Below are 25,422 nucleotides of genomic sequence, written 5' to 3' on the forward strand. Positions count from 1 at the left end.
TGACGGCGATCCAAGGCACCGTTCTGATGAAGCAATCTCTCGCGCTGTTCCTGTTCGCGGTCGTCGCCGCGTCTGTTTCCCCCGCGCATGCCCAGCTCCTTGCCCCGGCCAGCCAGACCAGCGCGAACTCCGGCGAACAGCCGCTGGACCGGATCGTGGCGGTGGTCGACGACGGCGTGATCCTGCAGAGCGAGCTGGACGATGCGGTTCGTGCCATCCAGCAGCAGTACGCCAGCAATCCCGGTCAGCTGCCGCCGCTGAACGTGCTGCAACGCCAGGTGCTCGAGCGCCTCATCCTGATGCGACTGCAGGTCAACAAGGCCAATGACCAGGGCATCCGGGTCTCCGACGGCGAAGTGGACCAGGCGGTCGGCCGCGTGGCCCAGCAGAACCACATGACGGTGGACCAGCTGCGCGGCGCCATCGCGCAGAGCGGCGCCAGCTATGCGGCCTTCCGGCGTCAGATCGCCGAGCAGCTCACCGTGCAGCGCCTGCACGACAGCGTGGTCCGCGACTCGGTGCAGATCACCGACAGCGAGATCAACAATCTGCTGAACAGCCCGACCTACAAGGCCGGTGAAGTGCACCTGGCGCACATCCAGATCAGCGTGCCGGCGGGCGCCACCGCAGCCGATATCCAGGCGGCCCAGAACAAGGCCTCCGAGGCCCTGAACGCGATCAAGGGCGGCATGGATTTCAACGCCGCGGCCATCCGTTATTCCGATGCCCAGGACGCACTCGATGGCGGCGACCTCGGCTGGCGTCGGATGGACGAGATCCCTCCGGCGTTCACCGATACCGTGGCTGCGATGAAGCCCGGTGACGTCACCCCGGCGCTGCGCGGCCCCACCGGCTTCACCATCCTGAAGCTGGTCGGTCAGCGGCAGCCCGAGCGGCAGGTGATCACCGAGTACCACGCCCGCCAGATCCTGATCAGCCCGAGCGAGCTCATCACTCCGGCCCAGGCACAGCAGAAGGCGCAGGACATCTACCAGCGCATCGTCAACAAGCACGAGGATTTCGCCAAGCTGGCGAAGGCCGACTCCACCGACGACACCACTGCCAATGCCGGCGGCGACATGGGCTGGTTCGCCCAGGACGCCTGGGGTGCCGCGGTGGCGCAGCAGCTGTCCGCACTCAAGCCGGACCAGGTCTCCAAGCCGTTCCAGACGGAAGCGGGCTGGCACATCATCGAGCTGCTCGGCACGCGCCAGGCCGACCGTACCGACGAAATCGCCCGCAACCAGGCTCGCCAGGCCATCGGCAACCGCAAGGCCGAGCAGGCGTACGAGGACTTCCTGCGCCAGCTCAAGGCCAGCGCGTACATCCGGATCCTCGTGCCGGAGCTGCGCTCGCCCGGGCAGCCGGACGACGGCACCGCCTGATCCCGCCACCATGGACATCCGACCCCGTCCCCGGCTGGCCCTGACCGCTGGCGAGCCGGCGGGTGTCGGCCCCGAGCTGCTGGTTCGCCTCGCTTCGATTCCGTTCGATGCCGAGCTGGTGGCCATCACCGATCGCGAGCTGCTGGAGCGCGCCGCGCGACGCTGCGACATCCAGCTCCAGCTGCTGGACGAAGATGCATCCGCGCCCGCTCTCGCCACGGCAGTCCAGTTGCGCGTCCGCCATGTGCCGCTGGGAGCGACCGAGCGCCCGGGCCACCCCGACCCTGCCAACGCGGCGCACGTCCTCGCCACCCTCGCCGCGGCCGCCGATGGCTGTCTCTCGGGGCGCTACGATGCGGTAGTGACCGCCCCGCTGCAGAAGGCGTCGATCAACGACGCCGGCATCGCCTTTAGCGGCCACACGGAATTCTTCTCCGAGCGGGCCCGTGCCGACGTGGTGATGATGCTGGCCAGTCCGGAGCTGCGGGTGGCCCTGGCCACGACGCATCTGCCCCTGGCTGCGGTTCCCGCCGCCATCCAGGCTGACCTCCTGAGCCGCACGCTGCGCATCATCGATGCCGAGCTGCGTGCGAAGTTCGGCATCGAGCACCCCCGCATCGGCGTGCTCGGACTGAACCCCCACGCAGGTGAGGGCGGACATCTGGGTCGCGAGGAAATCGACATCATCGCTCCGGTGCTGGATCGCCTGCGCGACGAAGGCATGGACCTGCTCGGTCCGTTGCCGGCGGACACCGCTTTCGTGCCCGCCATGCGCGCCCGCTACGATGCGGTGCTGGCGATGTACCACGACCAGGCCCTGCCGGTGCTCAAGAGCGAAGCGTTCGACCGCACGGTCAACCTGACCCTTGGCCTTCCCTTCATCCGCACCTCGGTCGACCACGGCACCGCACTCGACCTGGCCGGCAGCGGCCGGGCCGACGCCTCGAGCCTGATCGCCGCCACCCGCATGGCGCTGGACCTGGTCCAGCGCGCCCGCGGCAACGCCTGACCCGACGTGCCGAGCCCACCCATGAATGCACGTCCCAAGAAAAGCTTCGGCCAGCACTTCCTGCACGAGAAACGCTACATCGAGCGCATCGTCAGCGCGATCGCACCAAGGCACGGTGACACGCTGGTCGAGATCGGCCCCGGCGAGGGCGCCCTGACCCTGCCGCTGCTCGCCGCGGCCCGGCGGCTGACCGCGATCGAACTGGACACCGACCTGATCCCCGCGCTGGGCGAGCGCGCGGCACCGATCGGCGAACTGCGGATCGTCCACGCGGACGTACTGAAAGTCGACTTCGCCGCGCTGGCCCGCGAGCTGGGAGCCAGCCGCCTGCGCATCGCCGGCAACCTGCCCTATTACATCTCCAGCCCGATCCTGTTCCACTGCGTCGAACATGCCGAGTCCATCCAGGACATGCACTTCATGCTGCAGAAGGAGGTGGTCGACCGGATGGCCGCGGACCCCGGCAGCAAGGTGTATGGCCGTCTCTCGGTGATGCTGCAGCTGGCCTGTCGCGTGGTGCCGCTGTTCGATGTGCCGCCCGGTGCGTTCCGCCCTCCGCCGAAGGTCGACTCGTCGGTCGTTCGGCTGGTGCCGCTGGCGCCGGAAGAGCGCCACGACGCCGACCCGGACGCCGTGCATGCCGTGGTCAAGGCGGCATTCGCCCAACGCCGCAAGACGCTCTCCAATGCGCTTCGGCAATTGCTCGACGCCGACTCGATCCGCGGTGCCGGCATTGACCCCGGCGCGCGCGCGGAGACGCTGGCGCCAGGTGATTTCGTGCGACTCGCCAAGGCGTTGCCGCCCCGGGCGGCGAAAGACTGAAGGCTCCGGCGTCTCACTGAGCGGACGCACACCACAGGCCGTACAATCGCGACATGAGTCCGAAATCCCCCTACACGATCGATGTTCACGTGCACACCCGCTTCGTTCCCGATCAATCGAAGCCTGACGACAACCGCTACGTGTTCGCCTACACGGTTACCCTGCGCAATGCGGGCGACGTTCCCGCCCAGCTGCTTCGCCGCCACTGGGTGATCACCGACGCCAACGGCAAGATCGACGAGGTGCGCGGCGATGGCGTGGTCGGTGAGCAGCCTTGGCTGCGTCCGGGCGACGATTACGAGTACACCTCCGGCGCGGTGCTGGAAACCGCGGTGGGCACCATGGCCGGCAGCTACCAGATGCTCGCCGACGACGGCACCGAATTCGACGCCCCGATTCCCACCTTCACCCTCTCGATTCCGCGCACGCTGCACTGATGGCGACCTACGCGATCGGCGACGTGCAGGGCTGCTATCCGGAGCTGCAGCGCCTGCTCGACAAGCTGCGCTTCGATCCGGCGCAGGACCACCTGTGGTTCTGCGGCGACCTGGTGAATCGCGGCGGACAGTCGCTGGAGACGCTGCGCCTCCTCCATGGACTGCGTGAGCGAATCGTGGTCACGCTCGGCAACCACGACCTCAGCCTGCTCGCCATCGCCCAGCGCAAGCCGGACGCCCAGGCCCGGGTCAACCCCGAACTGCGCGAAGTGCTGTTCGCCGACGACGCCCCGGTGCTTTTCGAATGGCTGCGCTCGCAGAAGCTGCTGCACCAAGACGAGCAGTTGGGCTGGACGATGGTGCACGCCGGGCTGGCGCCAAGCTGGACACTCAGACAGGCCCTGCGGTCGGCACAGGAGATCGAGCGGGAACTGACCAGCCCGCGCCACCCCCGGTTGCTGAGGAACCTGTTCGGAAACCGACCCGCCGCCTGGTCGAGCCGGCTGCAGGGCATCGAGCGGATGCGTGCCTCGATCAACACCTTCACGCGCATGCGCTATTGCGACATCCAGGGGCGCATCGACTTCGAGGGCAAGGGCATCCCCGGCACCCAGAAGCCAGGCATGTATCCGTGGTTCGAGGTTCCCGGCATGCGGCGGCGGGATACGCGCGTCGTCTGTGGCCACTGGTCGGCGCTCGGCCGTTTCGCCGGGCTCGGGGTGTACGCCATCGACACCGGCTGCGTCTGGGGCGGCCAGTTGACCGCGCTGCGACTGGACTCCGAGGAGCCGGCTTATTTCACGGTGAACGCCGAACCGCATCGCAAGCGCCCGCCCGGCGCCGAGGACTGAACAAAAAGAAAGGGAGGCAATTGCCTCCCTTTCTTTTTCAGCATGACCCGCAGACTCAGCTCAGCTGGCCATGACAATGCTTGTACTTCTTGCCCGAGCCGCACGGGCAGGGATCGTTGCGCCCGACCTTCGGGCCATCCGCAGCAGCCACGACCGGCAGCGCGTCGTCCGCCGGAGCGGTCGGGGCGCCACCACCGGATGCCAGCATCTGGCGCTGCAGGCGCTCGGCCATCCGCTGCTGCTCGGCTTCCATCGCGGCGACCTCTTCCTCGCTGCGGACGCGGATCCGGGCCAGCATCTGGATCACCTCGGTCTTGATGCGGTCGAGCATGCCCGAGAACAGATCGAAGGACTCGCGCTTGAACGCCTGCTTGGGGTCCTGCTGGGCGTAACCGCGCAGGTAGATGCCCTGACGCAGGTAGTCCATGCTGGCCAGGTGCTCCTTCCACGCATTGTCGACCACGCTCAGCATGATGTGCTTTTCGAGCTGGCGCATGGTCTCGGCACCGATCTGCGCCTCCTTGGCCTGGAACAGTCCCTCAACCAGAGCGCGAACATGCTCGAGGATGGCGTCGGCATCCAGCTCGTGCTGCTGTTCGACCCACGACTTCAGCTCCGCGTGCAGGCCGAACTCGGATTCCAGCTCACGGTCCAGCCCGGCAATGTCCCACTGCTCGTCGATGCTTTCCGGCGGCACGTGCGCGCGCACCATCTGCTCGACCACGTCCTCGCGGATGTCGGCGATGGTGGCCGACACGTCATCGCCATCGAGCAGCTCGTCGCGCTGCTTGTAGATCACCTTGCGCTGCTCGTTGGCGACGTCATCGAACTCGAGCAGGTGCTTGCGGATGTCGAAGTTGTGCTGCTCGACCTTGCGCTGCGCCTTCTCGATCTGCCGGCTGACCATGCGGTCTTCCAGCGCATCGTCTTCCTTCATGCCGAACATGCGCATCCAGCGGCCGACCCAGTCGCCGGCGAAGATACGCAACAGGTTGTCTTCCAGCGACAGGTAGAAGCGCGACGAACCCGGGTCGCCCTGGCGACCGGAGCGGCCACGCAACTGGTTGTCGATACGCCGGGACTCGTGGCGCTCGGTGCCGATGATGTGCAGGCCGCCGGCGGCCAGCACCTGATCGTGGCGCTGCTGCCACTCCGCCTTTACACGCGCACGATCCGCCTCGGTCGCCTCGGCCGGAAGCGCAGCCAGCGCCACTTCCAGGCTGCCGCCGAGCACGATGTCGGTGCCGCGACCGGCCATGTTGGTAGCGATCGTGACCGAATGTGGCGCACCCGCCTGCGCCACGATGTGCGCCTCGCGCTCGTGCTGCTTGGCGTTCAACACTTCGTGCGGGATCTTTTCCTTGCTGAGCAAGCCGGACAGCAACTCCGACACCTCGATCGAGGTGGTGCCGACCAGCACCGGCTGGCCGCGCTTGTGGCAGTCCTTGATGTCCTCGGTCACGGCGCGGTACTTCGCCGTCTGCGCGAGGAACACCATGTCCGGGTTGTCCTTGCGGATCATCGGCTTGTGGGTGGGGATCACCACCACCTCAAGACCGTAGATCTGCTGAAATTCATACGCCTCGGTATCCGCGGTACCGGTCATGCCGGCCAGCTTGGTGTACATGCGGAACAGGTTCTGGAACGTCACCGTGGCCAGCGTCTGATTCTCGCGCTGGATCGGCACGCCCTCCTTCGCCTCCACGGCCTGATGCAGACCATCCGACCAGCGCCGGCCGGCCAGCGTGCGACCGGTGAACTCGTCGACGATGATCACCTCGCCGTCCCGCACGATGTAGTCGACATCGCGCTGGTAGATCGCGTTGGCGCGCAGTGCCGCGTTGAGGTGGTGCACCACGGCCAGGTTCTTGGCGTCGTAGAGGCCGCTGCCGGATTCGATCACGCCGGCCTGGCGCAGCAGTTCGTCGGCATGGGCCATCCCTTCTTCGGAGAGATGCACCTGCTTCTGCTTCTCGTCGACCCAGTAATCGCCGGCGCCCTCTTCCTCGGCCTGACGTACCAGATGCGGGACGATCTTGTTGACCTTGAGGTAGAGCTCCGGCGAATCCTCGGCCGGGCCAGAGATGATCAGCGGCGTACGCGCCTCGTCGATCAGGATCGAGTCCACTTCGTCGACGATGGCGTAGTTCAGTCCGCGCTGGTAGCGCTGCTCCTTCGAGAGCGCCATGTTGTCGCGCAGGTAGTCGAAGCCGAACTCGTTGTTGGTGCCGTAGGTGATGTCCGCGGCGTAGGCGGCATGCTTGTCGGCATGATCCATGCCCGGGTACACGACGCCGACCGACAGGCCGAGGAAGTTGTAGAGCTTGCCCATCTGGGCCGAGTCGCGGCGGGCCAGGTAGTCGTTCACCGTCACCACGTGAACACCCTTGCCCTCGAGTGCATTGAGGTACACCGGCAGGGTGCCGACCAGGGTCTTGCCCTCGCCGGTGCGCATTTCGGCGATCTTGCCCATGTGCAGCACCATGCCGCCGATCAGCTGCACGTCGTAGGGCCGCATGCCCAGCACCCGCTTGCCGGCCTCGCGCACCGTGGCGAAAGCCTCCGGCAGCAGCTTGTCCAGCGTCTCGCCGGCGGCGAGTCGCTGCTTGAACTCGTCGGTCTTGGCGCGCAGCGCATCGTCGCCGAGGGCGGCGTATTCGGACTCCAGCGCATTGATGCGGGCGACGGTCTTGGAGAGCTGGCGCAGTACACGGTCGTTACGGCTGCCAAAGAGGCTCGTCAGGGCACGATTGAACATCGATCATCCGGTGACTGGAGACAGGAAAACCCCGCCAGCGCACGGCCGGCTGGGGCAAATTCACGATGATACTAGGGTCCGACGGCTATCCCAAACGCGCCATCTGGCGCAAGGAAACGCGGCACCCCAGTCCGTCGCCGCAATGAGGGGTGGCGGCGGGACGAGGCCGTTTCAAGTCCCCGCCCCCCGCATTCGCAGCCCGCTTCAGCGGTGGCTGCGGACGTAGGCCAGCGGATTGACCACGCGGCCCTTGAACCAGACCTCGAAATGCACGTGGGAGCCCGTCGAACGCCCGGTCGACCCCGCATCGGAGATCACGTCGCCCACGCGAACGCGCTGCCCCGGATGGGCGATCAGCTTGCTGTTGTGGGCGTAACGGGTCATGTAGCCGTTGCCATGGTCGATTTCGATGACCTTGCCGTAGCCGGTACGGATGCCGGCGAACGTGACCATGCCTTCGGCCACCGCATGCACCGGCGTTCCCAGCGGGACGGCGATATCGATACCCGTGTGGCGCGCGGCATGACCGGTGAACGGATCGGGACGGACGCCGAAATAGGACGAGATGTAACCCTGCACGGGCATGCCGGTGGGCTTGAGGTTGGATTCGATGCGCGCGTCCATCAGCAGGCTCTGCAGGGCAGTCAACTGCGCCTGCTGGGCATCGAACTGCGACGAAAGCTGGTCGATGCTCGATTCCAGCGACTGCGGCAGGGTGTAGGAGGATGCACTCGAGTCCTCCACGCCACCTACCGGCGGGGCCTGATCGAAGTCGAATTCGCCATTGTCCAGCTTGCCCATCTGGGCGAGGCGCTCGCCGAGCGCGTTCAGACGGGTCGACTGCGCCTGCAACTGGCCCAGCTTGATCGCCAGCGCATCGAGGTTGCGCTGGGCATCGCGCTTCACCTCGACCAGCTGCTGATTCTGCTGGTCGATGGTCTGCTCGAGCTTGCGAACCTGCGCAAGGGCCTGATCGCGCGGACTGGCCACGACCAGGGCCATGACGGCACCCATGGCCATGCATGTGCCCACTGCGATGGCCGCCAGGGCGCCGATCCGCCAGCGCATGCCACGACTGGCCAGATCGAGAGTCTTGGGCACCTTCTTGGTGCGGGACACAAGTATGATTTGCATGCGTTTCCACGTTGAAGAAGTCGTCACCATGCAGCGCGCGACCCCACCCATCCCTCGCCGCCCGGCCCCGGGGCTCAAACCCCTGGCCGAATGCGGTGCGTTCGCGCGGCTAGCCTCGAAGGCCGCGGAACTGGATGCGCTGGACCGAGCCCTGCGCCAGACGCTGCCGACATCACTCCGCGATCAGGTGCGTTTCGCACAAAAGCGCGGCGACCGCCTCGTCTTTCTGGCGTCTTCCCCGGCATGGGCTTCCCGTCTGCGCCTTGTTCAGACGCAACTTCTTGCCACCGCGCGCGCACTGGGCGCACACGCCAGTTCAGTCACCGTGAAAGTGGCCCCCCAACCGCCGGTCGCAACGGAACCGGATCGGTCAAAACCGCTTTCTCCTGCCGCAGCCGTCCATCTCAAAGCGGCTGCAGAGTCAGTCACAGACCCCGAACTGCGGGCGCTGTTCCTGGAGTTGGCGTCCCTCGCCGAAACTGCTGATTGAGCCCCTGCCAGGCGTCGGCAGCATTCCGGCCGGCGCCCCTCATCGACACCTCGGCATCGAAAAAACTGCCCGGCCGGAGCCGGGGGCGGTCGGTTTATAACACGCAGATATGAGGGCATGCCAATCCCGCGTGTCCGCAGCGTGAGGTACTCGTGAACCGTTGCGTGATATTGCCCACAAAACAAAACGGCCACGCTCTCCAGCGTGGCCGTTCCGCTTACCTCACGATTTCGTGCGGATTATCCGCCTCAGATGGCCTGTGCCGGATGGGCGTAGGAGATCGGGGCAGTCGCCGGATCATCCTCGTAGCTCACCTCTTCCCAGGCGCTGGCATCGGCGATCAGGGCCCGCAGCAGCTTGTTGTTGAGCTCGTGGCCCGACTTGTGCGCGTGGTAGGAGCCGACAAGGCTGTGGCCGAGCAGGTAGAGGTCACCGATGGCATCGAGGATCTTGTGCTTGACGAACTCGTCCTCGTAGCGGAGGCCGTCCTCGTTGAGCACGCGGTAATCGTCGAGCACCACCGCGTTGTCCATCGAGCCGCCCAGGGCGAGATTGTGCTCACGCAGCATCTCGATGTCGCGCATGAAACCGAAGGTGCGGGCGCGGCTGACTTCCTTCACGAACGACGTGGTGGAGAAGTCGATTTCCGCACGCGAGGTGCGCTTGTTGATGATGGGGTGGTTGAACTCGATCGAAAAGCCGACCTTGAAGCCCTCGAACGGCTCGAAGCTGGCCCACTTGTCGCCTTCCTGCACCTTCACCGGCTTCTTGATGCGGATGAAGCGCTTGGCCACCGGCTGCTCCTCGATGCCCGCAGACTGCAGCAGGAACACGAACGGGCCGGCACTGCCATCCATGATCGGCACTTCGGGGGCCGACAGGTCGACGTAGGCATTGTCGATGCCCAGACCCGCCATCGCCGACAGCAGGTGCTCGACCGTGGACACGCGGACATCGCCGTTGACCAGGGTCGTCGACAGGCGCGTGTCGCCCACACAGTCCGGGCGTGCATGGATGTCCACCGGCGGATTGAGGTCGGTGCGACGGAACACGATGCCGGTATTCGGCGCCGCCGGGCGCAGCGTCATGTAGACCTTGTCGCCGGTGTGAAGACCGACGCCGGTCGCGCGAATGATGTTCTTGAGCGTACGCTGCTTGATCATTTTTATGGGTACCTGTGGAAGGCAGCAGCCAGAATGGACGGGGATGCTAACACAGTCTTAACCTCGGACAATAGCAAACCGGACCGTACAGTCTTTAACCGTCCTTCATGCTTCCAGCCTTTTGAAAGGATCGCCCCCGTCGGGAAAGCACTCTGGAAACATCAGGTTGCGCAAAACAAGAGACCTCATGGCCGGGGACGGGATTCCGGCCATGAGGTTTTCCGCGGGTCATCCGGACACGCGGCCTTGCTGACGCCTTCACATTTCTGAAGCCATCAGCGATTCGGCTCGATCGACGGTGAACCGGGCCAACGGTCGGAACGGCCGGCTCCAGTGCCACCAAAGATGCACAGACCGGAGGGCCGGGGAATGGTTCCGCCGGATCCGGCCGCGTGCATCTTAGTCCGCCTGCCGGCGCAGGAAAGCCGGAATGTCGAGGTAGTCGAAACTCGAGTCCGCCGACTTCGCCGGCGCGGTCTCCTGGCGACTGGTCGGCACGACGTCAGGCTGTGCGTAGTCCACCACCTCGTTGCCGGTTCCCGTGCGCAGCACCACGGGACGCGGGCGCTGACGCATCTCCACCTGCTGGGTCTGTACCGGGCGTACCGGCTGGCGGGCGGAAGCGCGGTTGAGGCCCGTGGCCACCACCGTGACACGCACGTCGTCCTGCATCTCCGGATCCAGCGAGGTGCCGATCACCACGGTGGCGTCCTCGGAAGCGAAGTCGTGGATCACCCGGCCGATCTCGTCGAACTCGCGCATGGTCAGGTTCGGGCCGGCGGTGACGTTCACGAGGATGCCGCAGGCGCCATTGAGGTTGACGTCTTCCAGCAGCGGGTTGTTGATTGCCGCCTCGGCCGCGGCCTGGGCGCGATCATCGCCCCGGGCGGTGCCCGAGCCCATCATCGCCATGCCCATCTCGCTCATCACGGTGCGCACGTCGGCGAAGTCGACGTTGATCAGGCCAGGGGCGGTGATCAGGTCGGCGATGCCCTGCACAGCGCCCTGCAACACGTCGTTGGCGGCCTTGAAGGCGTTCAGAAGGGTCACTTCGCGGCCAAGCACCGACAGCAGCTTCTCGTTCGGCACGGTGATCAGCGAGTCCACGTGCTGCGACAGGTCCTCGATGCCCTTCAGGGCGACCTGCATGCGGCGACGGCCCTCGAACGGGAACGGCTTGGTGACCACCGCCACGGTCAGGATGCCCTTTTCCTTGGCCAGCTGCGCCACCACCGGCGCGGCGCCGGTGCCGGTGCCGCCGCCCATGCCGGCAGTGATGAACACCATGTCGGCACCCTCGAGCATCTCCTCGATGCGCTCACGGTCTTCCAGCGCGGCCTGGCGGCCGACCTCCGGGTTGGCGCCAGCGCCCAGGCCCTTGGTGACGTTGGCGCCGAGCTGCAGGTGGGTACGCGAGCCGCAGTTCTTCATGGCCTGCGCGTCGGTGTTGGCGACGACGAACTCGACGCCTTCGATGTTCGCATTGAGCATGTGGGCCACGGCGTTGCCGCCACCGCCACCCACGCCGATGACTTTGATGACCGCGTTGGGGGTCAATTTATCGATCAGTTCAAACATTTCCCGTCCTCCGTAGAGCTTTCGTTGTCGTTGTAACCGCGGCGGGCGACTCCTGTCGGACCGCGGTGGTGGGCGACTCCCTTCGCCCGGGGCGCGGCATCCGGCCGCGCCAATTCCGTCAGAAATTCTTCTTGAACCAACCCCGCAGCTTGTCCAGCGAGCTGCCCATGCTTCCGCCCACCGGCCCGCCGTGGCGCACGCCGACGCTGCGCGCGCCATGCAGCAGCAGCCCGACACCGGTGGAATGCAGGGGGTTGGCGATCACTTCGCCGAGTCCGCCCACGTGCTGAGGCACGCCTACGCGCACCATCTTGTGGAACATCTCCTCGGCCAGCTCGAGTGCGCCTTCCATCTTCGCGGCGCCGCCCGTCAGCACCACGCCCGCGGCGATCAGGCTGTCGTAGCCGGAGCGACGCAGTTCGTCCTGCACCATCTCGAAGATTTCCTCGTAGCGCGCCTGCACGCTCTGCGCGAGCGACTGGCGGGCCAGCCGGCGTGGAGGGCGGTCGCCCACGCTGGGCACCTGGATGGTCTCGTCGGCGTGCGCCAGCTGGGCCAGCGCACAGGCGTACTTGATCTTGATTTCCTCGGCATGCGCGGTCGGCGTGTGCACGCCGTAGGCGATGTCGTTGGTGACCTGGTCGCCGCCGACCGGCAGCGACTTGGTGTAGCGGATCGCGCCCTGCGTGTAGATCGCGATGTCGGTGGTGCCGGCGCCGATGTCCACCAGGCACACGCCGAGCTCGCGCTCGTCGTCGGTGAGCACCGACTTGCTGCTGGCCACCGCCGAGGGCACCAGCTCGTCCACCGACAGGCCGCAGCGCTGGATGCACTTGGTGATGTTCTGCACCGCGGCGGCCGCACCGGTCACCAGGTGCACCGAGGCCTCCAGGCGCACGCCACTCATGCCCACCGGCGAGCGGATGCCGTCCTGGCCGTCGATGCGGTATTCCTGCGACTCCTTGTAGAGCACCTTGCGGTCGGCCGGGATCGCCACCGCACTGGCCGCCTCGAGCACCTGCTCGAGATCGCCCGGGGTGACCTCGCGGTCGCGGATCGCCGCGGTACCGTGCGAGTTGCGCGTTTCCAGATGGCTGCCGGAGATCGAGGCGAATACCGAGCGGATGTCGCAGCCGGCCATCAGCTCGGCCTCTTCCACGGCCCGCTGGATCGAGTGCACGGTGGATTCGATGTCCACCACCGAACCACGCTTCAGGCCACGCGAGACGTGCGAACCGATGCCGATCACCTCGATCGGCTCGCCCGGCTCGTACTCGCCGACGATCGCCACCACCTTCGAGGTGCCGATGTCCAGTCCGACGACCAGCTGCTTGTCGTTGCGCGTCTTCATAGGCAGGTGTTCTTCATGTGCGGGGCGCGCCCCTGTCGTTGGAGGCCGGGGCCGCCGGCGGCAACCAGCGCACGGCAAAGCCGTTGGTGTAACGGAGGTCCGCGTAGGCGAAGCCGCTGTCGTGCCCGGCGATCACCTTCGGGTACACGTCCAGGAATCGACGCAGCCGCTTGCCGGCCTGTTCGCGGTCGCCCAGCACGATCTGCGCGCCATCCGCGGTGACCAGGCTCCAGCTGCCGCGCTCGGTCAGCGTCACGCCGGTGATCTCCAGGTGGGTGCCGGCGAAGGCCTTGCGCGCATCGGCGTAGAAGCTCACCACCTCGGCCAGGTGGTCGTCCGGGCCGTGCAGGCTGGGCAGGTCCGGCGAGAGGTCGCTGGCGGGGACGCTGAACACCTGGCCCTGCCGGCTGATCAGCTGCCTGTCGTTCCATCGCGCGAACGGCTGGCGCTCGTAGATACGCAACAGCAGCGTGTCCGGCCAGCGCTTGCTCGCTTCCACCGACTCCACCCATGGCAGCGACGCGACCGCCTTCTGCACCACATCGAGGTCCAGCGCGAAAAACCCGTGCCCGAGGTGCGGCAGCACCGCTGCGCGCACCTGCTCGGCCTTCACGTGCTTGAACTCGGCCTGCACGGTGAGCTGGGTCACCGGCCAGCGATCGGCCGCAAACCAGCCTCGCAGCACGCCGACCACCGGCAGCACCACCAGCGTGATGGCCAGGCACCAGGCGACGAGGCGCAGGCTTCCCTTCACGCGCGTCCTCCCGGAATGCCGCGTTCGTGGTCGAAGCTGGTTTCCAGCACGCGCCAGCACAGCTCCTCGTAGCCGATGCCCGCGGCCGCGGCGGCTTTCGGCACCAGCGAATGCGAGGTCATGCCCGGCGCGGTGTTCACCTCCAGCAGCCAGTTGCGACCGTGGCGGTCGCGCATCACGTCGACGCGGCCCCAGCCGCTGCAGCCGAGCGCGTCGAACGCAACCAGCGCCAGCGCGCGAAGCTGCGCCTCCGCCTCGCCATCCAGACCCGGACAGATGTAGCGGGTGTCCTCGGCGACGTACTTGGCGTTGTAGTCGTAGAACGCACCCTGCGGGACGATGTGGATCGAAGGCAGCACCTCGCGGCCGAGCACGGCCACGGTGAGTTCGTCGCCCTCGATCAGGGTCTCCATGAGCAGGTCGCCGGGATACCGGGCCGCCAGCTGCACCGCCGCGTCGAGGTCCTTTTCCTCGAACACGCGGGTCACGCCCACGCTCGAGCCTTCGCAGGCCGGCTTGACGATCAGCGGGAAGCCGATCTCGCGCGCAGCCGCGTGCACGTCCGCGCCGCGCGGCAGGGCCGCGAACTTGGGCGTCGGCAGGCCCAGCGACTGCCACACGCGCTTGGAGCGCGTCTTGTCCATCGACAGCGCCGAGCCGAGCACGCCCGACCCGGTGTACGGCACGTTGAGCGACTCCAGCGCCCCCTGCAGTACGCCGTCCTCGCCACCGCCATGCTGGCCGTGCAGGATGTTGAACACGCGCGCGAAGTGGCCGGCGCGCAGGGCGTCCAGCAGCGCCGGGATGCCGTCGATGGCGTGCGCATCCACGCCGCGCGTCTTCAGCGCGGCCAGCACGTTGCGGCCCGAATCGAGCGACACCTCGCGCTCGGCCGAGCTGCCGCCCATCACCACGGCGACGCGTCCGAACTGGGCCGGGTCGGTGATCTTGCTCATGGTTTGGTCGTCCTCAGGCTGCCCGACTGGGCCAGCTCCAGCGCTGCCGCGCCGATGTCGCCGGCGCCCAGCAGCAACAGCAGGTCGCCGTCGCGCAGCAGCGTCGGCAGGGTTTCCTTGAAGTCGCGCGGATGCTCGACCAGCACCGGATCGACCTTGCCGCGCGCACGCACGGCGCGGGCCAGCGCACGGCCATCGGCGCCGGCGATCGGCGCCTCGCCAGCCGGGTAGACCTCGGTGAGCACCAGCACGTCGGCGTCCGCCAGCACATTGGCGAAATCGTCGAGCAGGTCGCGCGTGCGGCTGTAACGGTGCGGCTGGAAGGCCACCACCAGGCGGCGGTCCGGCCAGCCGCCGCGGGCCGCGGCAAACACGGCGGCGAGCTCGCGCGGATGATGGCCGTAATCGTCCACCAGCAGCGCGGTACCGCGGTCCAGCTGCAGCTCGCCACGCGCGTGGAAGCGGCGCCCCACGCCCTGGAAGCCCGCCAGCGCGCGACCGATGGCCTCCGCCTCGACGCCCAGCTGCCAGCCGATCGCGGCGGCGGCCAGCGCGTTGAGCACGTTGTGGCGCCCCGGCAGGTTCAGCTGAACCGGCAGTGCGTCGCGACCGGGCAGGAGCAGGTCGAAGTACATCGTGAAGCCGCGCTGGGAGACATTCGTCGCGCGCACATCGGCATCGGTGCGGTCGATACCGTAGGTCATGATCCTGCGCGAGGTGTCCCGGGCCAGCTCGGCCACTTCCGGATCGTCCAGGCACAGCACGGCCAGGCCGTAGAACGGCAGCCGGTGCAGGAAAGTGGCAAAGGCCTTCTTCACCTCGGCGAAATCGCCGTGGTAGTTCTCCAGGTGGTCGGCATCGATGTTGGTGATCGCGGCGACCACCGGCGACAGCAGCAGGAACGAGCCGTCCGATTCATCCGCCTCGGCGACCAGGTACTGGCCGGTGCCTAGCCGCGCATTGGCGCCGGCCGCATTGAGCTGGCCGCCGATCACGAAGGTCGGGTCGTAGTTGGCCTCGGCCAGCACGCTGGCGGCCAGGCTGGTGGTGGTGGTCTTGCCGTGGGTGCCGGCGATCGCGATGCCGCGGCGGAAACGCATCAGCTCGCCCAGCATCTCCGCGCGGGGGATCACCGGGATGCGCGCCTCGCGCGCGGCCACCAGTTCGGGGTTGTCGGCGCGGATCGCGCTGGAGGTCACCACCACGTCGGCGTCCCCCACGTGGGCGGCCTCGTGGCCGATCCGCACGTCGATGCCGAGCCCGGCCAGGCGCTGGGCGGTGGCCGAATTCGACTTGTCCGAGCCGGACACGGCATAGCCGAGGTTGTGCAGCACCTCGGCGATGCCGCTCATGCCGACGCCACCGATGCCGATGAAGTGGACCCGGCGGAAGGTGGTCATGAGATCTTCATGCTGGAGCAGGCGACGCAGGGTCATGCGGCAACCTCCAGGCAGGCGCGGGCGATTTCCGCAGCCGCGCCGGGTTTGGCCAGCGCGCGCGCCGCCGAGGCCATCGCCAGCAGCGCGGCGCGGTCATGCAGCAGGGCATCGAGGCGCCCGGCAAGGGTCTGTACGTCCAGTTCGCTTTCCTTTGTCAGTTCGGCCGCGCCGGCGGCGACCAGCGCCTCGGCATTGCGGGTCTGGTGGTCGTCCACCGCATGCGGGAACGGCACCAGCAGCGCGCCGAGGCCCGCACTGGTGAGCTCGGCCAGCGTCAGGGCGCCAGCACGGCAGACGGCGAGATCGGCCCAGCCGTAGCGGGCCGCCATGTCGTCGATGAACGGCACCACCTCGGCGGTCACGCCCGCTTCGGCATAGGCCAGGCGGGTCTCGTCCAGCCCGCGCTTGCCGCATTGGTGCAGCACCTCGGGGCGGCGCGCGGGAGGCAGCAGGGCCAACGCCTTCGGCATGGCGAGATTGAGCGCGCGCGCGCCCAGGCTGCCGCCGAGGACGAGCAGGCGCGGCGTGCCCTCGCGGCCGGCCATGCGCGCGGCCGGCGGCGGCAGCGCAGAGATGGCATCGCGCACCGGATTGCCGACCCAGGTGCCGTCCGGCAGGGCGCCGGCGAAGCCGGTCAGCACCCGGCGTGCGAAGCCGGCGAGCCTGCGGTTGGTGTAGCCGGCGACCGAGTTCTGCTCGTGTACCAGCAGCGGGGTGCCGGTAAGGCGCGCGGCGATCCCGCCGGGTCCAGCCACGTAGCCGCCCATCGACAGCACGCTGCGCGGACGCAGCCGACGCAGCACCCGCAGCGAGGCCAGCAGCGCGCGGGCCAGCATCAGCGGTGCGCCGAGCCGGGTCTTCCAGCCCTTCCCGCGCAGGCCGCCGACCGGCACCACATGCAGCGGCAGCCCGTGCGCGGGCACCACCTGGGTCTCCATGCCGCCGGCTGCACCCAGCCATGCCACCGGCACGCCCTGCGCGCGCAGCGCGTCGGCCACGGCCAGGCCGGGGAAGATGTGGCCACCGGTACCGCCGGCCATGATCAGCACGGGACGCTGCGTCGCGTTCATGCGGCCACCGCCTCGCGCTCACGCGGCGCGTTGGCCGGATTGGCATCGGCCACGGCCAGCGCCGGCATGCGCGTGGCCATCTGGCGCGCGTCGAGCGCCCGGTTGATCTCGTAGGTGGCGCGCAGCAGTACGCCGGCCATGGCGCAGATCAGCAGCACCGAGGAGCCGCCCGAGCTGATCAGCGGCAGGGTGAGCCCCTTGGTCGGCAGCGCACCGAGGTTCACGCCGATCGACACCAGCGCCTGCAGGCCGATCATCAGCGAGATGCCGAAGGCGACGTATCCGGCGAAGCGCTGCCCGACCTCGACGCCCCGCAGCCCCATCACCAGTCCGCGGGAGATGACCAGGGCGAACAGCGCCATCACCCCGATCACGCCGGCCAGGCCCAGTTCCTCGCCGATCACCGCGAGGATGAAGTCGGTGTGCGCTTCCGGCAGGTAGGACAGCTTGAGCACACTCGATCCAAGCCCGACCCCGGTCCACTCGCCGCGACCGATCGCCATCAGCGACTGGGTCAGCTGGAAGCCGTCGTTGAACGGATCTTTCCAGGGGTTCATGAACGACGTGAGGCGCTTCATCCGGTAGCTTTCGCTGGTCGCCGCGATCGCCAGCAGCGGCATCAGCGGCAGGCCCATGCCGAACAGGAATACCGGCCGCGCGCCGCCGAGCCAGACCATGCCGATGGTGACCGCGATCACCAGGGTGGCCGAGCCGAAGTCCGGCTGCGCCAGCAGCAGCAGCACGATGACGCCAGCGACGATGATCGGCCGCAGCAGGCCCCAGAAGGTGTTTTCCACGCTTTCACGATGACGCACCAGGAAGCTGGCGACGTACACCACGAGGATCAGCTTGACGGCCTCCACCGGCTGGAAGCTGGTGACGATGAAGTTGAGCCACCGACGCGCGCCGTTGATACGCATACCCAGGTGCGGCACGAAAACCGCCAGCAGCATGCACAGGGCGGCCAGCAACAGCGGCACGGAGTACTTCTCCAGCAGCTTCAGCTCCACGCGCATCGCGACGCCGGCCAGGATCACCCCCAGCGTCAGGTAGGCCAGATGCTTCTTCAGGTAATAGAACGCACCCAGATGGTCCGCATCGGCCACGGCGATCGAGCTGGAAGCGACCATCACCACGCCGACGCTGGCCAGGCCGACCAGCCCGAGGATCAGCCACAGGTCGTAGCTGCCCCGCGGTCCGGTGCGCTTGATCGCCTGGCTGTTGCCTAGTCCGAACATCAGCGCACCTTCAGCGTGGCAAGGCCGATCAGCACCAGCACGACGCTGATGATCCAGAAGCGCACGATCACTCGGGGCTCGGGCCAACCCTTGAGCTCGAAGTGGTGATGGATCGGCGCCATGCGGAAGATGCGCTTGCCGGTGAGCTTGAAGCTCGCCACCTGCATCATCACCGAAACCGTTTCCATCACGAACACGCCGCCCATCACCAGCAGCACGATCTCCTGGCGCACGATCACCGCGATCGCCGCCAGCGCTGCACCGATCGCCAGCGCACCGACGTCGCCCATGAAAACCTGCGCCGGATAGGTGTTGAACCAGAGGAAGCCGAGGCCCGCGCCGGCCAGCGCGCCGCAGTAGATCGACAGTTCGCCCGCACCGGGAATCGAGGGGATGCCCAGGTACTCGGAGAACACCTTGTTGCCGGCCAGGTACGCGAACACGCCGAGCGCGCCGGAGACCAGCACCGTCGGCATGATTGCCAGCCCGTCCAGACCGTCGGTGAGATTCACCGCGTTGGAGAAGCCGACGATCATGAAGTAGGCCAGCACCACGAACAGCACGCCGAGCGGCACCGCGACCTGCTTGAACAGCGGCACGTACAGGGCGGTCTCGGCCGGGATCTGCGCGGTGTGGTAGAGGAACCAGGCGGCGATCAGGCCGAACACCGACTGCCAGAAATACTTCCAGCGCGAGGCCAGTCCGCGGCTGTCGCGCAGGACGATCTTGCGGTAGTCGTCGTAGAAGCCGATCGCGCCGAACCCCAGCGTCACCGCCAGCACCACCCACACGTAGCGGTTGTGCAGGTCGGCCCACAGCAGCGTGGAGACGGCCACCGACAGCAGGATCATCACCCCGCCCATGGTCGGCGTGCCGGCCTTGGTCAGGTGGGTCTGCGGACCGTCGCTGCGCACCACCTGTCCGGCCTTGAGCAGCGCGAGCTTGCGGATCACCGCCGGACCGAACAGCAGCGACAGCGCCAGCGCGGTCAGCGCCGCCATGATGGTGCGGAAGGTGATGTACTGGAACAGGTGCAGCGTCGCGAAATGACGAGCCATCCAGTCGGCCAGGTCAAGCAGCATGAGGCGCACCTCCGGTATCGGTTGGGGGGCGCAAGGCCGATGCCACCTGGTCCATGCCCGACGAGCGCGAGCCCTTGACCAGGCAGGTGACGCCGGCGTGCAGCAGCGGCTGCAGCGCGGCCACGAGGGCTTCCTTGCTGGCGAAGTGCGTTGCACCCTCGCCGAATGCCTCCACTGCGGCGGCGCTTAGCGCTCCAACCGCGAGCAGGCGATCCAGTCCGCGCTCGCGCGCGTGCGCGCCGACGGCGGCATGCAGCGCGCGCGCGCCGGGGCCGAGTTCGGCCATGTCGCCCAGGACCAGGAATCGCTCGCCGGCCGCCAGCGCCAGCGTGTCGATGGCGGCGGTGACCGAACCGGGATTGGCGTTGTAGCTGTCGTCGATCAGCGTCCAGCCCGCAGGCATCGCCTCCACCTTCAGCCGTCCGGCCACGCCATTCACCTGCTCCAGCCCGGCCACGATGACGTCCAGCGGGACATCCAGCGCCAGTGCGACCGCCGCCGCGGCCAGTGCGTTGGCGATGTTGTGACGACCGGCCAGCGGCAATGAGACGTCGGCATCGCCCATCGGCGTGCTCAGCACGAAGCGCGAACCGTCAACGCGCTGCTCGACGATCTCCGCACCGATGTCGGCAGAGTGGTCGAGCGCATAGCGCAGGATCCGGCGCGTACCGGCAAGGCCGGTGAAGAACGAGGCGAACGCGTCGTCGGCATTGATCACCGCCACGCCATCGGCCGGCAGCGACTGGTACAGCGCGCCCTTGGTCTCGGCCACGCCCTCGATGCTGCCCATCCGCTCCAGGTGGGCCGGCGCGACACAGGTGATCACGCCCACATCCGGCCGCGCGATCGATGCGAGGTAATCGATGTCGCCCGGCTTGCCCGCGCCCATCTCCAGCACGGCGTACTGAGTGTCCTCGGGCATCGCCAGCAGGGTCAGCGGCAGGCCGAGTTCGTTGTTGTAGTTGCCCGCATTGACATGCGTGTGGCCATGGCGCGAAAGGATCGAAGCCACCAGCGTCTTCACCGTGGTCTTGCCGTTCGAGCCGGTGATGCCGATGACCCGCACGTTGCGCTGTGCACGCACGGCGCTGGCCAGGTCACCCAGCGCGGCCGCCGCATCGTTCACCAGCACCTGCGGCAGGTCGATGTCCAGCTTGCGCGTGACCATCGCTGCCACAGCGCCGCGCGATTTTGCTTCGACGACGAAGTCGTGTCCGTCCACGCGTTCGCCCGGCAGTGCCACGAACAGGTCGCCCGCACGGAGCTTCCGGGTGTCGATCGCCACGCCCTGCACGGCCACATCGTCACCGTAACGGCGGCCGCGGGTCCACAGGGCAATGGTGTCCAGCTGCATCATGCGCAGGCCTCCAGCGCGACGCGCGCCACTTCCATGTCGTCGAACGGGCGCTTTCCCTGCGCGCCCTCCTGATAGGTTTCGTGGCCCTTGCCGGCCACCAGCAGCACGTCGCCGGCACGGGCCATCGACAGCGCCAGGCGGATCGCCGTCTCGCGGTCGCGCTCCACGCGTGCCCTGGCAGGATCGGCGAAGCCGGCCACGATCTGCGCCACGATGGCGTCGCCATCCTCGCCGCGCGGGTTGTCGTCGGTGACGATCGCCACATCGGCGAGCCGCTCGGCAATCGCCCCCATCACCGGACGCTTGCCGGGATCGCGCTCGCCACCGCAGCCGAATACGCACAGCAGGCGACCGGCGCAGTGCGCGCGCAGTGCCGTGAGGGCCTGCTCCAGCGCGTCCGGCGTGTGTGCGTAGTCCACCACCACGAGCGGCTGGCGCAGGCCGTCGCCGAGGCGGTTCATCCGGCCATTGACCGGCGCCAGCGCCTGCACCGCTCCGACGATGTCCTCGAACGATTCGCCCAGCGCACCGAGGCAGGCCACCACGGTCAGCAGGTTGGCCACGTTGAAACGGCCCAGCAGCGGGCTGCGCACCGGCCGGGAGCCCCAGGGCGTACGCAGCAGGAAAGCCAGGCCCTCGCCAGACGTCACCACCTGTTCGGCCACCACGTCCGCACCGGCCAGGCCGGCGGCGCTCACGCGCAGGCCCGCCACCCCCGGCGGCAGACGCTCGGCCAGTGCCGCACCGAACGCGTCATCGACGTTGATCACGGCGGCCCTCAATCCCGGCCATGCGAACAGGCGGGACTTGGCCTCGCCGTAGGCCTCCATGGTGCCGTGGTAGTCGAGGTGGTCGCGGGTGAGGTTGGTGAAGGCCGCCACCTCGAACGCGACTCCGTTGACCCGACCCTGCACCAGCGCATGGGAGGAGACCTCCATCGCCACGTGGCTGGCCCCGGCGTCGCGAAACGCCGCCAGTGTCGCCTGGACGCTGATCGCATCAGGCGTGGTGCGCTCGCCTTCGCGCAGCTCGCCGACCAGTCCCGCACCGAGCGTGCCGATGGTCGCTGCCCGGTGGCCAAGTGCGTGCAGGGCCTGCGCCAGCAGTTGCACGGTGGAGGTCTTGCCGTTGGTGCCGGTCACGCCGATCACGCGCAACTGCCGCGAGGGCTCGCCATGAAAGCGCGCGGCGACCTCGCCGATCCGCGCGGCAAGGCCGTCCACCCACACCACCGGCACATCCAGCGCAGGCGCATCGGCCGGGACGGGAGACTCGGCGATCACCGCCACCGCGCCACGCGCCACCGCGTCGGCTGCAAACGCGACGCCGTGATGGCGGGTGCCGCGCAGGGCGACGAACGCGACGCCCGGCCGGGCATCGCGCGAATTGAGGGTGAGCCCGGAAACGGCAAGACCGCCCCATGGGGCGGTGTCGGCGAGGCCCTGCAGCAACTGGTCGAGTCGCTGGGTCGTCATGGCGTTACCCGGTCCACCGGGGCCTCCTCGATGTCGGGCGCCTCGGGGGCCTTGCTGCCGATCAATCCGTTCTTGTCCTGCAGCGGCTGCCCGACGTACCAGCGGCCGATGTTGTCCGGCGGGATGTCGAGCAGGCGCAGTGCGCCGTCCATCACCCGGGCGAACACCGGGCCGGAGACCAGGCCGCCGTAGTAGCTGCCCTTCTTCGGATTGTCGACCACCACGGCCGCGACCAGTCGCGGATGGGTCGCCGGCACGATCCCGACAAACGCGGAGGTATAGCTGTTCTTCGAATAGCCTCCCGCGCTGGCCTTGTGCGCGGTACCGGTCTTGCCCGCCACGGCGTAGTTGGCGACGTAGGCGTAGGGCGCGCCGGTACCGCCGGGCTGGATCACCGTCTCCAGCATCTGGATCAGCTCGTGCGCGATCTGCGGCGAGATGATCGCCTTGGGCGGCGAATCGCTGCCCTTGATGAAACTCGGCGAGTGCATCACGCCGCCGTCGGCGATCGTGGCGTAGGCGTTGGCGAGCTGAAGGACGGTCACGTTCAGGCCATAGCCGTAGCCCATGATCGCCTTTTCCAGCGGACGCCAGTCGCGGCCGATCTTCAGGTAACCGGAAGCCTCGCCGGGGAAGCCGCTGTTGGTGCTGTTGCCGAAGCCGAACGCCCGGTAGGTGTCGTACATCAGCTTGGTATCCAGCGACATCGCGATGTGCGCAGCACCGACGTTGGACGACTTGGTGATCACGCCCGTCGGGGTGAGCACACCCCAGTTGTGGGTGTCGTGGATATCGTGGCCCTGGAAATACCAGTGCCCCCCGGTGGTGTCGATCAGGGGACTGGTCGGGGTGTACTGGCCACTGGACAGCGCGGCGGCCATCAGCACCGGCTTGATGGTCGAGCCGGGCTCGAGCACGTCGGTCATGGCGCGGTTGCGCCGTGACGACGCCGTGCTGGACCCGATCGCGTTCGGGTTGTAGGTGGGCATGTTGACCATGGCCAGCACCTCGCCGGTCTTCACGTCGAGGATCACCATCGAGGCGGAGTCCGCCTCCGACTTCTCCACCGCGTTCTTCAGCTCGCTGTAGGCGAGGAACTGGATACGGCGGTCGATGCTCAGCGTGAGGTTGTGACCGGGCTTGGGCGCGCGGATCTGCTCCACGTCCTCGACGATATGACCCTTGTTGTCGCGGATCACCCGCTTCCTGCCGGGCTGGCCGGACAGCCAGTCGTCGAAGGCCAGCTCCAGTCCTTCCTGGCCGTGGTCGTCGATGTTGGTGAAGCCGAGCACGTGCGCGGTCACCTCGCCCGAGGGGTAGTAGCGGCGGAACTCACGCTGGCCGTTGATGCCGGGAATGCCCAGATCGAGCACGGCCTGCGCGGCCTCCGGGCTCATCTGCCGCTTCAGGTAGGCGAACTCGCGGTTGGAACGCTGCTCGAGGTAAGTCCGCAGCTGATCGGTGCTGGTGCCGAGCGCCGCGGCGAGTGCCGGCAGCTGGTCGTCGCTCTCCAGCACCTGCGAGGGCACCGCGGTAATCGAGACCATCGGGGTGGAGACCGCCAGTGGCTCGCCATTGCGGTCGAAGATCGTGCCGCGCGAGACCGGGATCGGCACTTCGCGCAGGAAACGGGCATCGCCCTGCTCCTGGTAGAAGTCCTTGCGGATCACCTGGATGTCGAACGCGCGCGCGACCAGGCCCGCCGAGGCCAGGCCGAGCAGGCCGACGACCAGGGTCAGGCGCCGGCGCGCGCTCGGCGCCACGGCACGGCGACGGCTGCTGCCGGAGTTCGCGGGCACGACCTTGCGCGGGCGGCTCATCGGCCCACCAGCTGGATGTCCTGCGGCGCAGGCGCGACCATGCCGAGCTTGCTGCGCGCTTCTTCGTCGATGCGGCGCGGTTCGGCCCAGGTGGCCTGCTCGAGCTCGAGCCGGCCGTACTCCACGTTCAGCGCATCGCGCTGGTTCTGCAGCGTGGTCAGCTGCACGAACAGCACGCGACTCTCGTGGCGCGTCCACACCACGCCCAGCGCGCTCAGCAGCACCAGGCTGAGCAGTCCGACCAGGGCGATGGCGCCGAACACCTTCATGCGAGCTTCTCCGCCACGCGCAGCACCGCCGAGCGCGAGCGCGGATTGGCCGCCTGCTCCGCATCGGAAGGAAACCGCGCCTTGCCGACCGCCGCCAGTCGCGCCGGCACCGCCGCCACCGGCGGGCCGCGGCGACTGCCCTGGACGCGGCCGGAGTGATCGCGGATGAACAGCTTCACCGCGCGATCCTCCAGCGAGTGGAAGCTGATGATCGACAGCCGCCCGCCCACGTTCAGGCGTTCCAGCGCCGCCTCCAGCCCGCGCTGCAGCGACTCCAGCTCGCCGTTCACGTGGATGCGCAGGGCCTGGAAGCTGCGGGTGGCCGGATGCTTGCCCGGTTCGCGGCGGCCGACGATGCGCTCGATCAGCGCCGCAAGCTGGCCGGTGCGGGTGAACGGCGTGGCTTCGCGGTCGGCCACGATGGCACGGGCGATGCGACGAGCCTGCCGCTCTTCGCCGAACTGCCACAGCACGTCGGCGATCTCGCGCTCGTCGGCACGGGCGAGGAACTCCGCCGCGCTCTCGCCGCGGGTCGGGTCCATGCGCATGTCCAGCGGCGCATCGGCCATGAAGCTGAAGCCGCGGGCGGCCTCGTCCAGCTGCGGCGAGGACACGCCAAGATCGAGCAGCACGCCGTCGAGCCCGGCCGCGGTCTCGTCCCAGTCGGCCAGGGCGGAGAAATTGTCGTGGCGGATCGAGACCCGTGGATCATCGGCGAACGCGGCACGCGCGGCGGCAATCGCCTGCGGATCGCGGTCCATCAGCAGCAGGCGACCGCCGGCGCCCAGGCGCGACAACACGGCGCGCGCGTGTCCGCCGCGTCCAAACGTGCCATCCAGGTAGCGCCCGCCCGCTTTCACGGCGAGACCCTCCACTGCCTCTTCCAGCATCACCGGAATGTGCTGCAGCGGGGCGGAGCCTGATTTTGTCATCCGGCTCTCGCCCATACCGCACTCCCGCTCCCGTCCCGCTTTTGTCGCTGCG

General features: G+C 68.0%; 22 protein-coding genes. 6 read left to right on the forward strand and 16 right to left on the reverse strand.

Annotated features, from left to right (window positions below; genetic code table 11):
• Window positions 1–26: 26 nt before the first annotated feature.
• From C693_RS0100090 to C693_RS0100110, 5 genes are read left to right on the forward strand one after another with little or no spacing between them, the layout of a single operon-like run.
• Window positions 27–1,385, forward strand: coding sequence for a peptidylprolyl isomerase (locus C693_RS0100090; protein WP_017460203.1), 1,359 nt, complete (start codon window positions 27–29; stop codon window positions 1,383–1,385).
• Window positions 1,386–1,395: 10 nt separating this feature from the next.
• Window positions 1,396–2,394, forward strand: a complete 999-nt coding sequence (gene pdxA / locus C693_RS0100095; protein WP_017460204.1) for a 4-hydroxythreonine-4-phosphate dehydrogenase PdxA — start codon at window positions 1,396–1,398, stop codon at window positions 2,392–2,394.
• A 21-nt stretch (window positions 2,395–2,415) separates the two neighbouring features.
• The gene (gene rsmA / locus C693_RS0100100) at window positions 2,416–3,216 is read left to right on the forward strand and encodes a 16S rRNA (adenine(1518)-N(6)/adenine(1519)-N(6))-dimethyltransferase RsmA (protein ID WP_017460205.1); all 801 of its coding nucleotides are present in this window, start codon (window positions 2,416–2,418) and stop codon (window positions 3,214–3,216) included.
• 53 nt (window positions 3,217–3,269) lie between these two features.
• On the forward strand, window positions 3,270–3,653 hold the full coding sequence (gene apaG, locus C693_RS0100105; RefSeq protein WP_026107061.1) for a Co2+/Mg2+ efflux protein ApaG: 384 nt from the start codon (window positions 3,270–3,272) through the stop codon (window positions 3,651–3,653).
• A complete protein-coding gene (locus tag C693_RS0100110) occupies window positions 3,653–4,504 on the forward strand; it encodes a symmetrical bis(5'-nucleosyl)-tetraphosphatase (protein WP_017460207.1) in 852 nt (283 codons plus the stop codon). Before apaG ends, C693_RS0100110 begins: the two co-directional genes overlap by 1 nt.
• A 55-nt stretch (window positions 4,505–4,559) precedes the next feature.
• On the opposite strand, the gene secA is transcribed toward C693_RS0100110, so the two are convergent.
• Entirely contained in the window at window positions 4,560–7,262 is a 2,703-nt protein-coding gene (secA, locus tag C693_RS0100115) for a preprotein translocase subunit SecA (protein WP_017460208.1), read from the reverse strand.
• 204 nt (window positions 7,263–7,466) lie between these two features.
• Window positions 7,467–8,396: a peptidoglycan DD-metalloendopeptidase family protein gene (locus tag C693_RS0100120; RefSeq protein WP_017460209.1), complete on the reverse strand. Its 930-nt coding sequence runs from the start codon at window positions 8,394–8,396 to the stop codon at window positions 7,467–7,469.
• On the opposite strand from C693_RS0100120, the gene C693_RS22825 reads away from it, so the two are divergent.
• A complete protein-coding gene (locus C693_RS22825; protein ID WP_241762600.1) occupies window positions 8,395–8,886 on the forward strand; it encodes a DciA family protein in 492 nt (163 codons plus the stop codon). The genes C693_RS0100120 and C693_RS22825 overlap by 2 nt on opposite strands.
• 248 nt (window positions 8,887–9,134) lie before the next feature.
• Here C693_RS22825 and lpxC read toward each other — a convergent pair whose 3' ends face one another.
• From lpxC to rsmH, 14 genes are all read right to left on the reverse strand, one after another.
• Complete coding sequence (lpxC, locus tag C693_RS0100125) at window positions 9,135–10,049, reverse strand: UDP-3-O-acyl-N-acetylglucosamine deacetylase (RefSeq protein ID WP_017460210.1); 915 nt, start codon at window positions 10,047–10,049, stop codon at window positions 9,135–9,137.
• A 399-nt stretch (window positions 10,050–10,448) separates the two neighbouring features.
• Entirely contained in the window at window positions 10,449–11,627 is a 1,179-nt protein-coding gene (gene ftsZ / locus C693_RS0100130) for a cell division protein FtsZ (RefSeq protein ID WP_017460211.1), read from the reverse strand.
• 118 nt (window positions 11,628–11,745) lie between these two features.
• The gene (ftsA, locus tag C693_RS0100135; RefSeq protein ID WP_017460212.1) at window positions 11,746–12,978 is read right to left on the reverse strand and encodes a cell division protein FtsA; all 1,233 of its coding nucleotides are present in this window, start codon (window positions 12,976–12,978) and stop codon (window positions 11,746–11,748) included.
• A gap of 13 nt (window positions 12,979–12,991) precedes the next feature.
• The gene (locus C693_RS0100140) at window positions 12,992–13,732 is read right to left on the reverse strand and encodes a cell division protein FtsQ/DivIB (RefSeq protein WP_017460213.1); all 741 of its coding nucleotides are present in this window, start codon (window positions 13,730–13,732) and stop codon (window positions 12,992–12,994) included.
• A complete protein-coding gene (locus tag C693_RS0100145; RefSeq protein ID WP_017460214.1) occupies window positions 13,729–14,688 on the reverse strand; it encodes a D-alanine--D-alanine ligase in 960 nt (319 codons plus the stop codon). The genes C693_RS0100140 and C693_RS0100145 overlap by 4 nt, the downstream gene beginning before the upstream one ends.
• Window positions 14,685–16,124 (reverse strand): UDP-N-acetylmuramate--L-alanine ligase, encoded by a 1,440-nt coding sequence (murC, locus tag C693_RS0100150; RefSeq protein WP_017460215.1) that lies wholly within the window; start codon window positions 16,122–16,124, stop codon window positions 14,685–14,687. The genes C693_RS0100145 and murC overlap by 4 nt, the downstream gene beginning before the upstream one ends.
• The gene (gene murG, locus C693_RS0100155; protein WP_017460216.1) at window positions 16,121–17,197 is read right to left on the reverse strand and encodes an undecaprenyldiphospho-muramoylpentapeptide beta-N-acetylglucosaminyltransferase; all 1,077 of its coding nucleotides are present in this window, start codon (window positions 17,195–17,197) and stop codon (window positions 16,121–16,123) included. The genes murC and murG overlap by 4 nt, the downstream gene beginning before the upstream one ends.
• The gene (gene ftsW, locus C693_RS0100160; RefSeq protein WP_017460217.1) at window positions 17,194–18,435 is read right to left on the reverse strand and encodes a putative lipid II flippase FtsW; all 1,242 of its coding nucleotides are present in this window, start codon (window positions 18,433–18,435) and stop codon (window positions 17,194–17,196) included. The genes murG and ftsW overlap by 4 nt, the downstream gene beginning before the upstream one ends.
• Window positions 18,435–19,517 carry a phospho-N-acetylmuramoyl-pentapeptide-transferase gene (mraY, locus tag C693_RS0100165; RefSeq protein WP_017460218.1) on the reverse strand — a complete coding sequence of 361 codons (1,083 nt, stop codon included), beginning with the start codon at window positions 19,515–19,517 and terminating at the stop codon, window positions 18,435–18,437. Before mraY ends, ftsW begins: the two co-directional genes overlap by 1 nt.
• Entirely contained in the window at window positions 19,507–20,874 is a 1,368-nt protein-coding gene (locus C693_RS0100170; protein ID WP_017460219.1) for a UDP-N-acetylmuramoyl-tripeptide--D-alanyl-D-alanine ligase, read from the reverse strand. Before C693_RS0100170 ends, mraY begins: the two co-directional genes overlap by 11 nt.
• On the reverse strand, window positions 20,871–22,349 hold the full coding sequence (locus C693_RS0100175; RefSeq protein ID WP_017460220.1) for a UDP-N-acetylmuramoyl-L-alanyl-D-glutamate--2,6-diaminopimelate ligase: 1,479 nt from the start codon (window positions 22,347–22,349) through the stop codon (window positions 20,871–20,873). Before C693_RS0100175 ends, C693_RS0100170 begins: the two co-directional genes overlap by 4 nt.
• On the reverse strand, window positions 22,346–24,169 hold the full coding sequence (locus tag C693_RS0100180) for a peptidoglycan D,D-transpeptidase FtsI family protein (protein ID WP_017460221.1): 1,824 nt from the start codon (window positions 24,167–24,169) through the stop codon (window positions 22,346–22,348). The genes C693_RS0100175 and C693_RS0100180 overlap by 4 nt, the downstream gene beginning before the upstream one ends.
• A complete protein-coding gene (ftsL, locus tag C693_RS0100185) occupies window positions 24,166–24,438 on the reverse strand; it encodes a cell division protein FtsL (RefSeq protein ID WP_017460222.1) in 273 nt (90 codons plus the stop codon). Before ftsL ends, C693_RS0100180 begins: the two co-directional genes overlap by 4 nt.
• Entirely contained in the window at window positions 24,435–25,370 is a 936-nt protein-coding gene (rsmH, locus tag C693_RS0100190) for a 16S rRNA (cytosine(1402)-N(4))-methyltransferase RsmH (protein ID WP_026107062.1), read from the reverse strand. The genes ftsL and rsmH overlap by 4 nt, the downstream gene beginning before the upstream one ends.
• Window positions 25,371–25,422 lie beyond the last annotated feature (52 nt).

This window comes from Dyella ginsengisoli LA-4, from assembly GCF_000334915.1.
Classification (GTDB): domain Bacteria; phylum Pseudomonadota; class Gammaproteobacteria; order Xanthomonadales; family Rhodanobacteraceae; genus Dyella_A; species Dyella_A ginsengisoli_A.

Excerpts from the sequence above, each read along its gene's own strand:
- C693_RS22825 (WP_241762600.1), top strand. The coding sequence starts at position 8,395 with ATGCGTTTCCACGTTGAAGAAGTCGTCACCATGCAGCGCGCGACCCCA.
- pdxA (WP_017460204.1), top strand. The coding sequence starts at position 1,396 with ATGGACATCCGACCCCGTCCCCGGCTGGCCCTGACCGCTGGCGAGCCG.
- C693_RS0100175 (WP_017460220.1), bottom strand. The coding sequence starts at position 22,349 with ATGACGACCCAGCGACTCGACCAGTTGCTGCAGGGCCTCGCCGACACC.
- murC (WP_017460215.1), bottom strand. The coding sequence starts at position 16,124 with ATGACCCTGCGTCGCCTGCTCCAGCATGAAGATCTCATGACCACCTTC.
- ftsW (WP_017460217.1), bottom strand. The coding sequence starts at position 18,435 with ATGTTCGGACTAGGCAACAGCCAGGCGATCAAGCGCACCGGACCGCGG.
- murG (WP_017460216.1), bottom strand. The coding sequence starts at position 17,197 with ATGAACGCGACGCAGCGTCCCGTGCTGATCATGGCCGGCGGTACCGGT.
- ftsZ (WP_017460211.1), bottom strand. The coding sequence starts at position 11,627 with ATGTTTGAACTGATCGATAAATTGACCCCCAACGCGGTCATCAAAGTC.
- C693_RS0100120 (WP_017460209.1), bottom strand. The coding sequence starts at position 8,396 with ATGCAAATCATACTTGTGTCCCGCACCAAGAAGGTGCCCAAGACTCTC.
- secA (WP_017460208.1), bottom strand. The coding sequence starts at position 7,262 with ATGTTCAATCGTGCCCTGACGAGCCTCTTTGGCAGCCGTAACGACCGT.
- ftsA (WP_017460212.1), bottom strand. The coding sequence starts at position 12,978 with ATGAAGACGCGCAACGACAAGCAGCTGGTCGTCGGACTGGACATCGGC.
- rsmH (WP_026107062.1), bottom strand. The coding sequence starts at position 25,370 with ATGACAAAATCAGGCTCCGCCCCGCTGCAGCACATTCCGGTGATGCTG.
- C693_RS0100170 (WP_017460219.1), bottom strand. The coding sequence starts at position 20,874 with ATGATGCAGCTGGACACCATTGCCCTGTGGACCCGCGGCCGCCGTTAC.
- C693_RS0100145 (WP_017460214.1), bottom strand. The coding sequence starts at position 14,688 with ATGAGCAAGATCACCGACCCGGCCCAGTTCGGACGCGTCGCCGTGGTG.
- ftsL (WP_017460222.1), bottom strand. The coding sequence starts at position 24,438 with ATGAAGGTGTTCGGCGCCATCGCCCTGGTCGGACTGCTCAGCCTGGTG.
- C693_RS0100110 (WP_017460207.1), top strand. The coding sequence starts at position 3,653 with ATGGCGACCTACGCGATCGGCGACGTGCAGGGCTGCTATCCGGAGCTG.
- lpxC (WP_017460210.1), bottom strand. The coding sequence starts at position 10,049 with ATGATCAAGCAGCGTACGCTCAAGAACATCATTCGCGCGACCGGCGTC.
- C693_RS0100090 (WP_017460203.1), top strand. The coding sequence starts at position 27 with ATGAAGCAATCTCTCGCGCTGTTCCTGTTCGCGGTCGTCGCCGCGTCT.
- C693_RS0100180 (WP_017460221.1), bottom strand. The coding sequence starts at position 24,169 with ATGAGCCGCCCGCGCAAGGTCGTGCCCGCGAACTCCGGCAGCAGCCGT.
- apaG (WP_026107061.1), top strand. The coding sequence starts at position 3,270 with ATGAGTCCGAAATCCCCCTACACGATCGATGTTCACGTGCACACCCGC.
- mraY (WP_017460218.1), bottom strand. The coding sequence starts at position 19,517 with ATGCTGCTTGACCTGGCCGACTGGATGGCTCGTCATTTCGCGACGCTG.
- rsmA (WP_017460205.1), top strand. The coding sequence starts at position 2,416 with ATGAATGCACGTCCCAAGAAAAGCTTCGGCCAGCACTTCCTGCACGAG.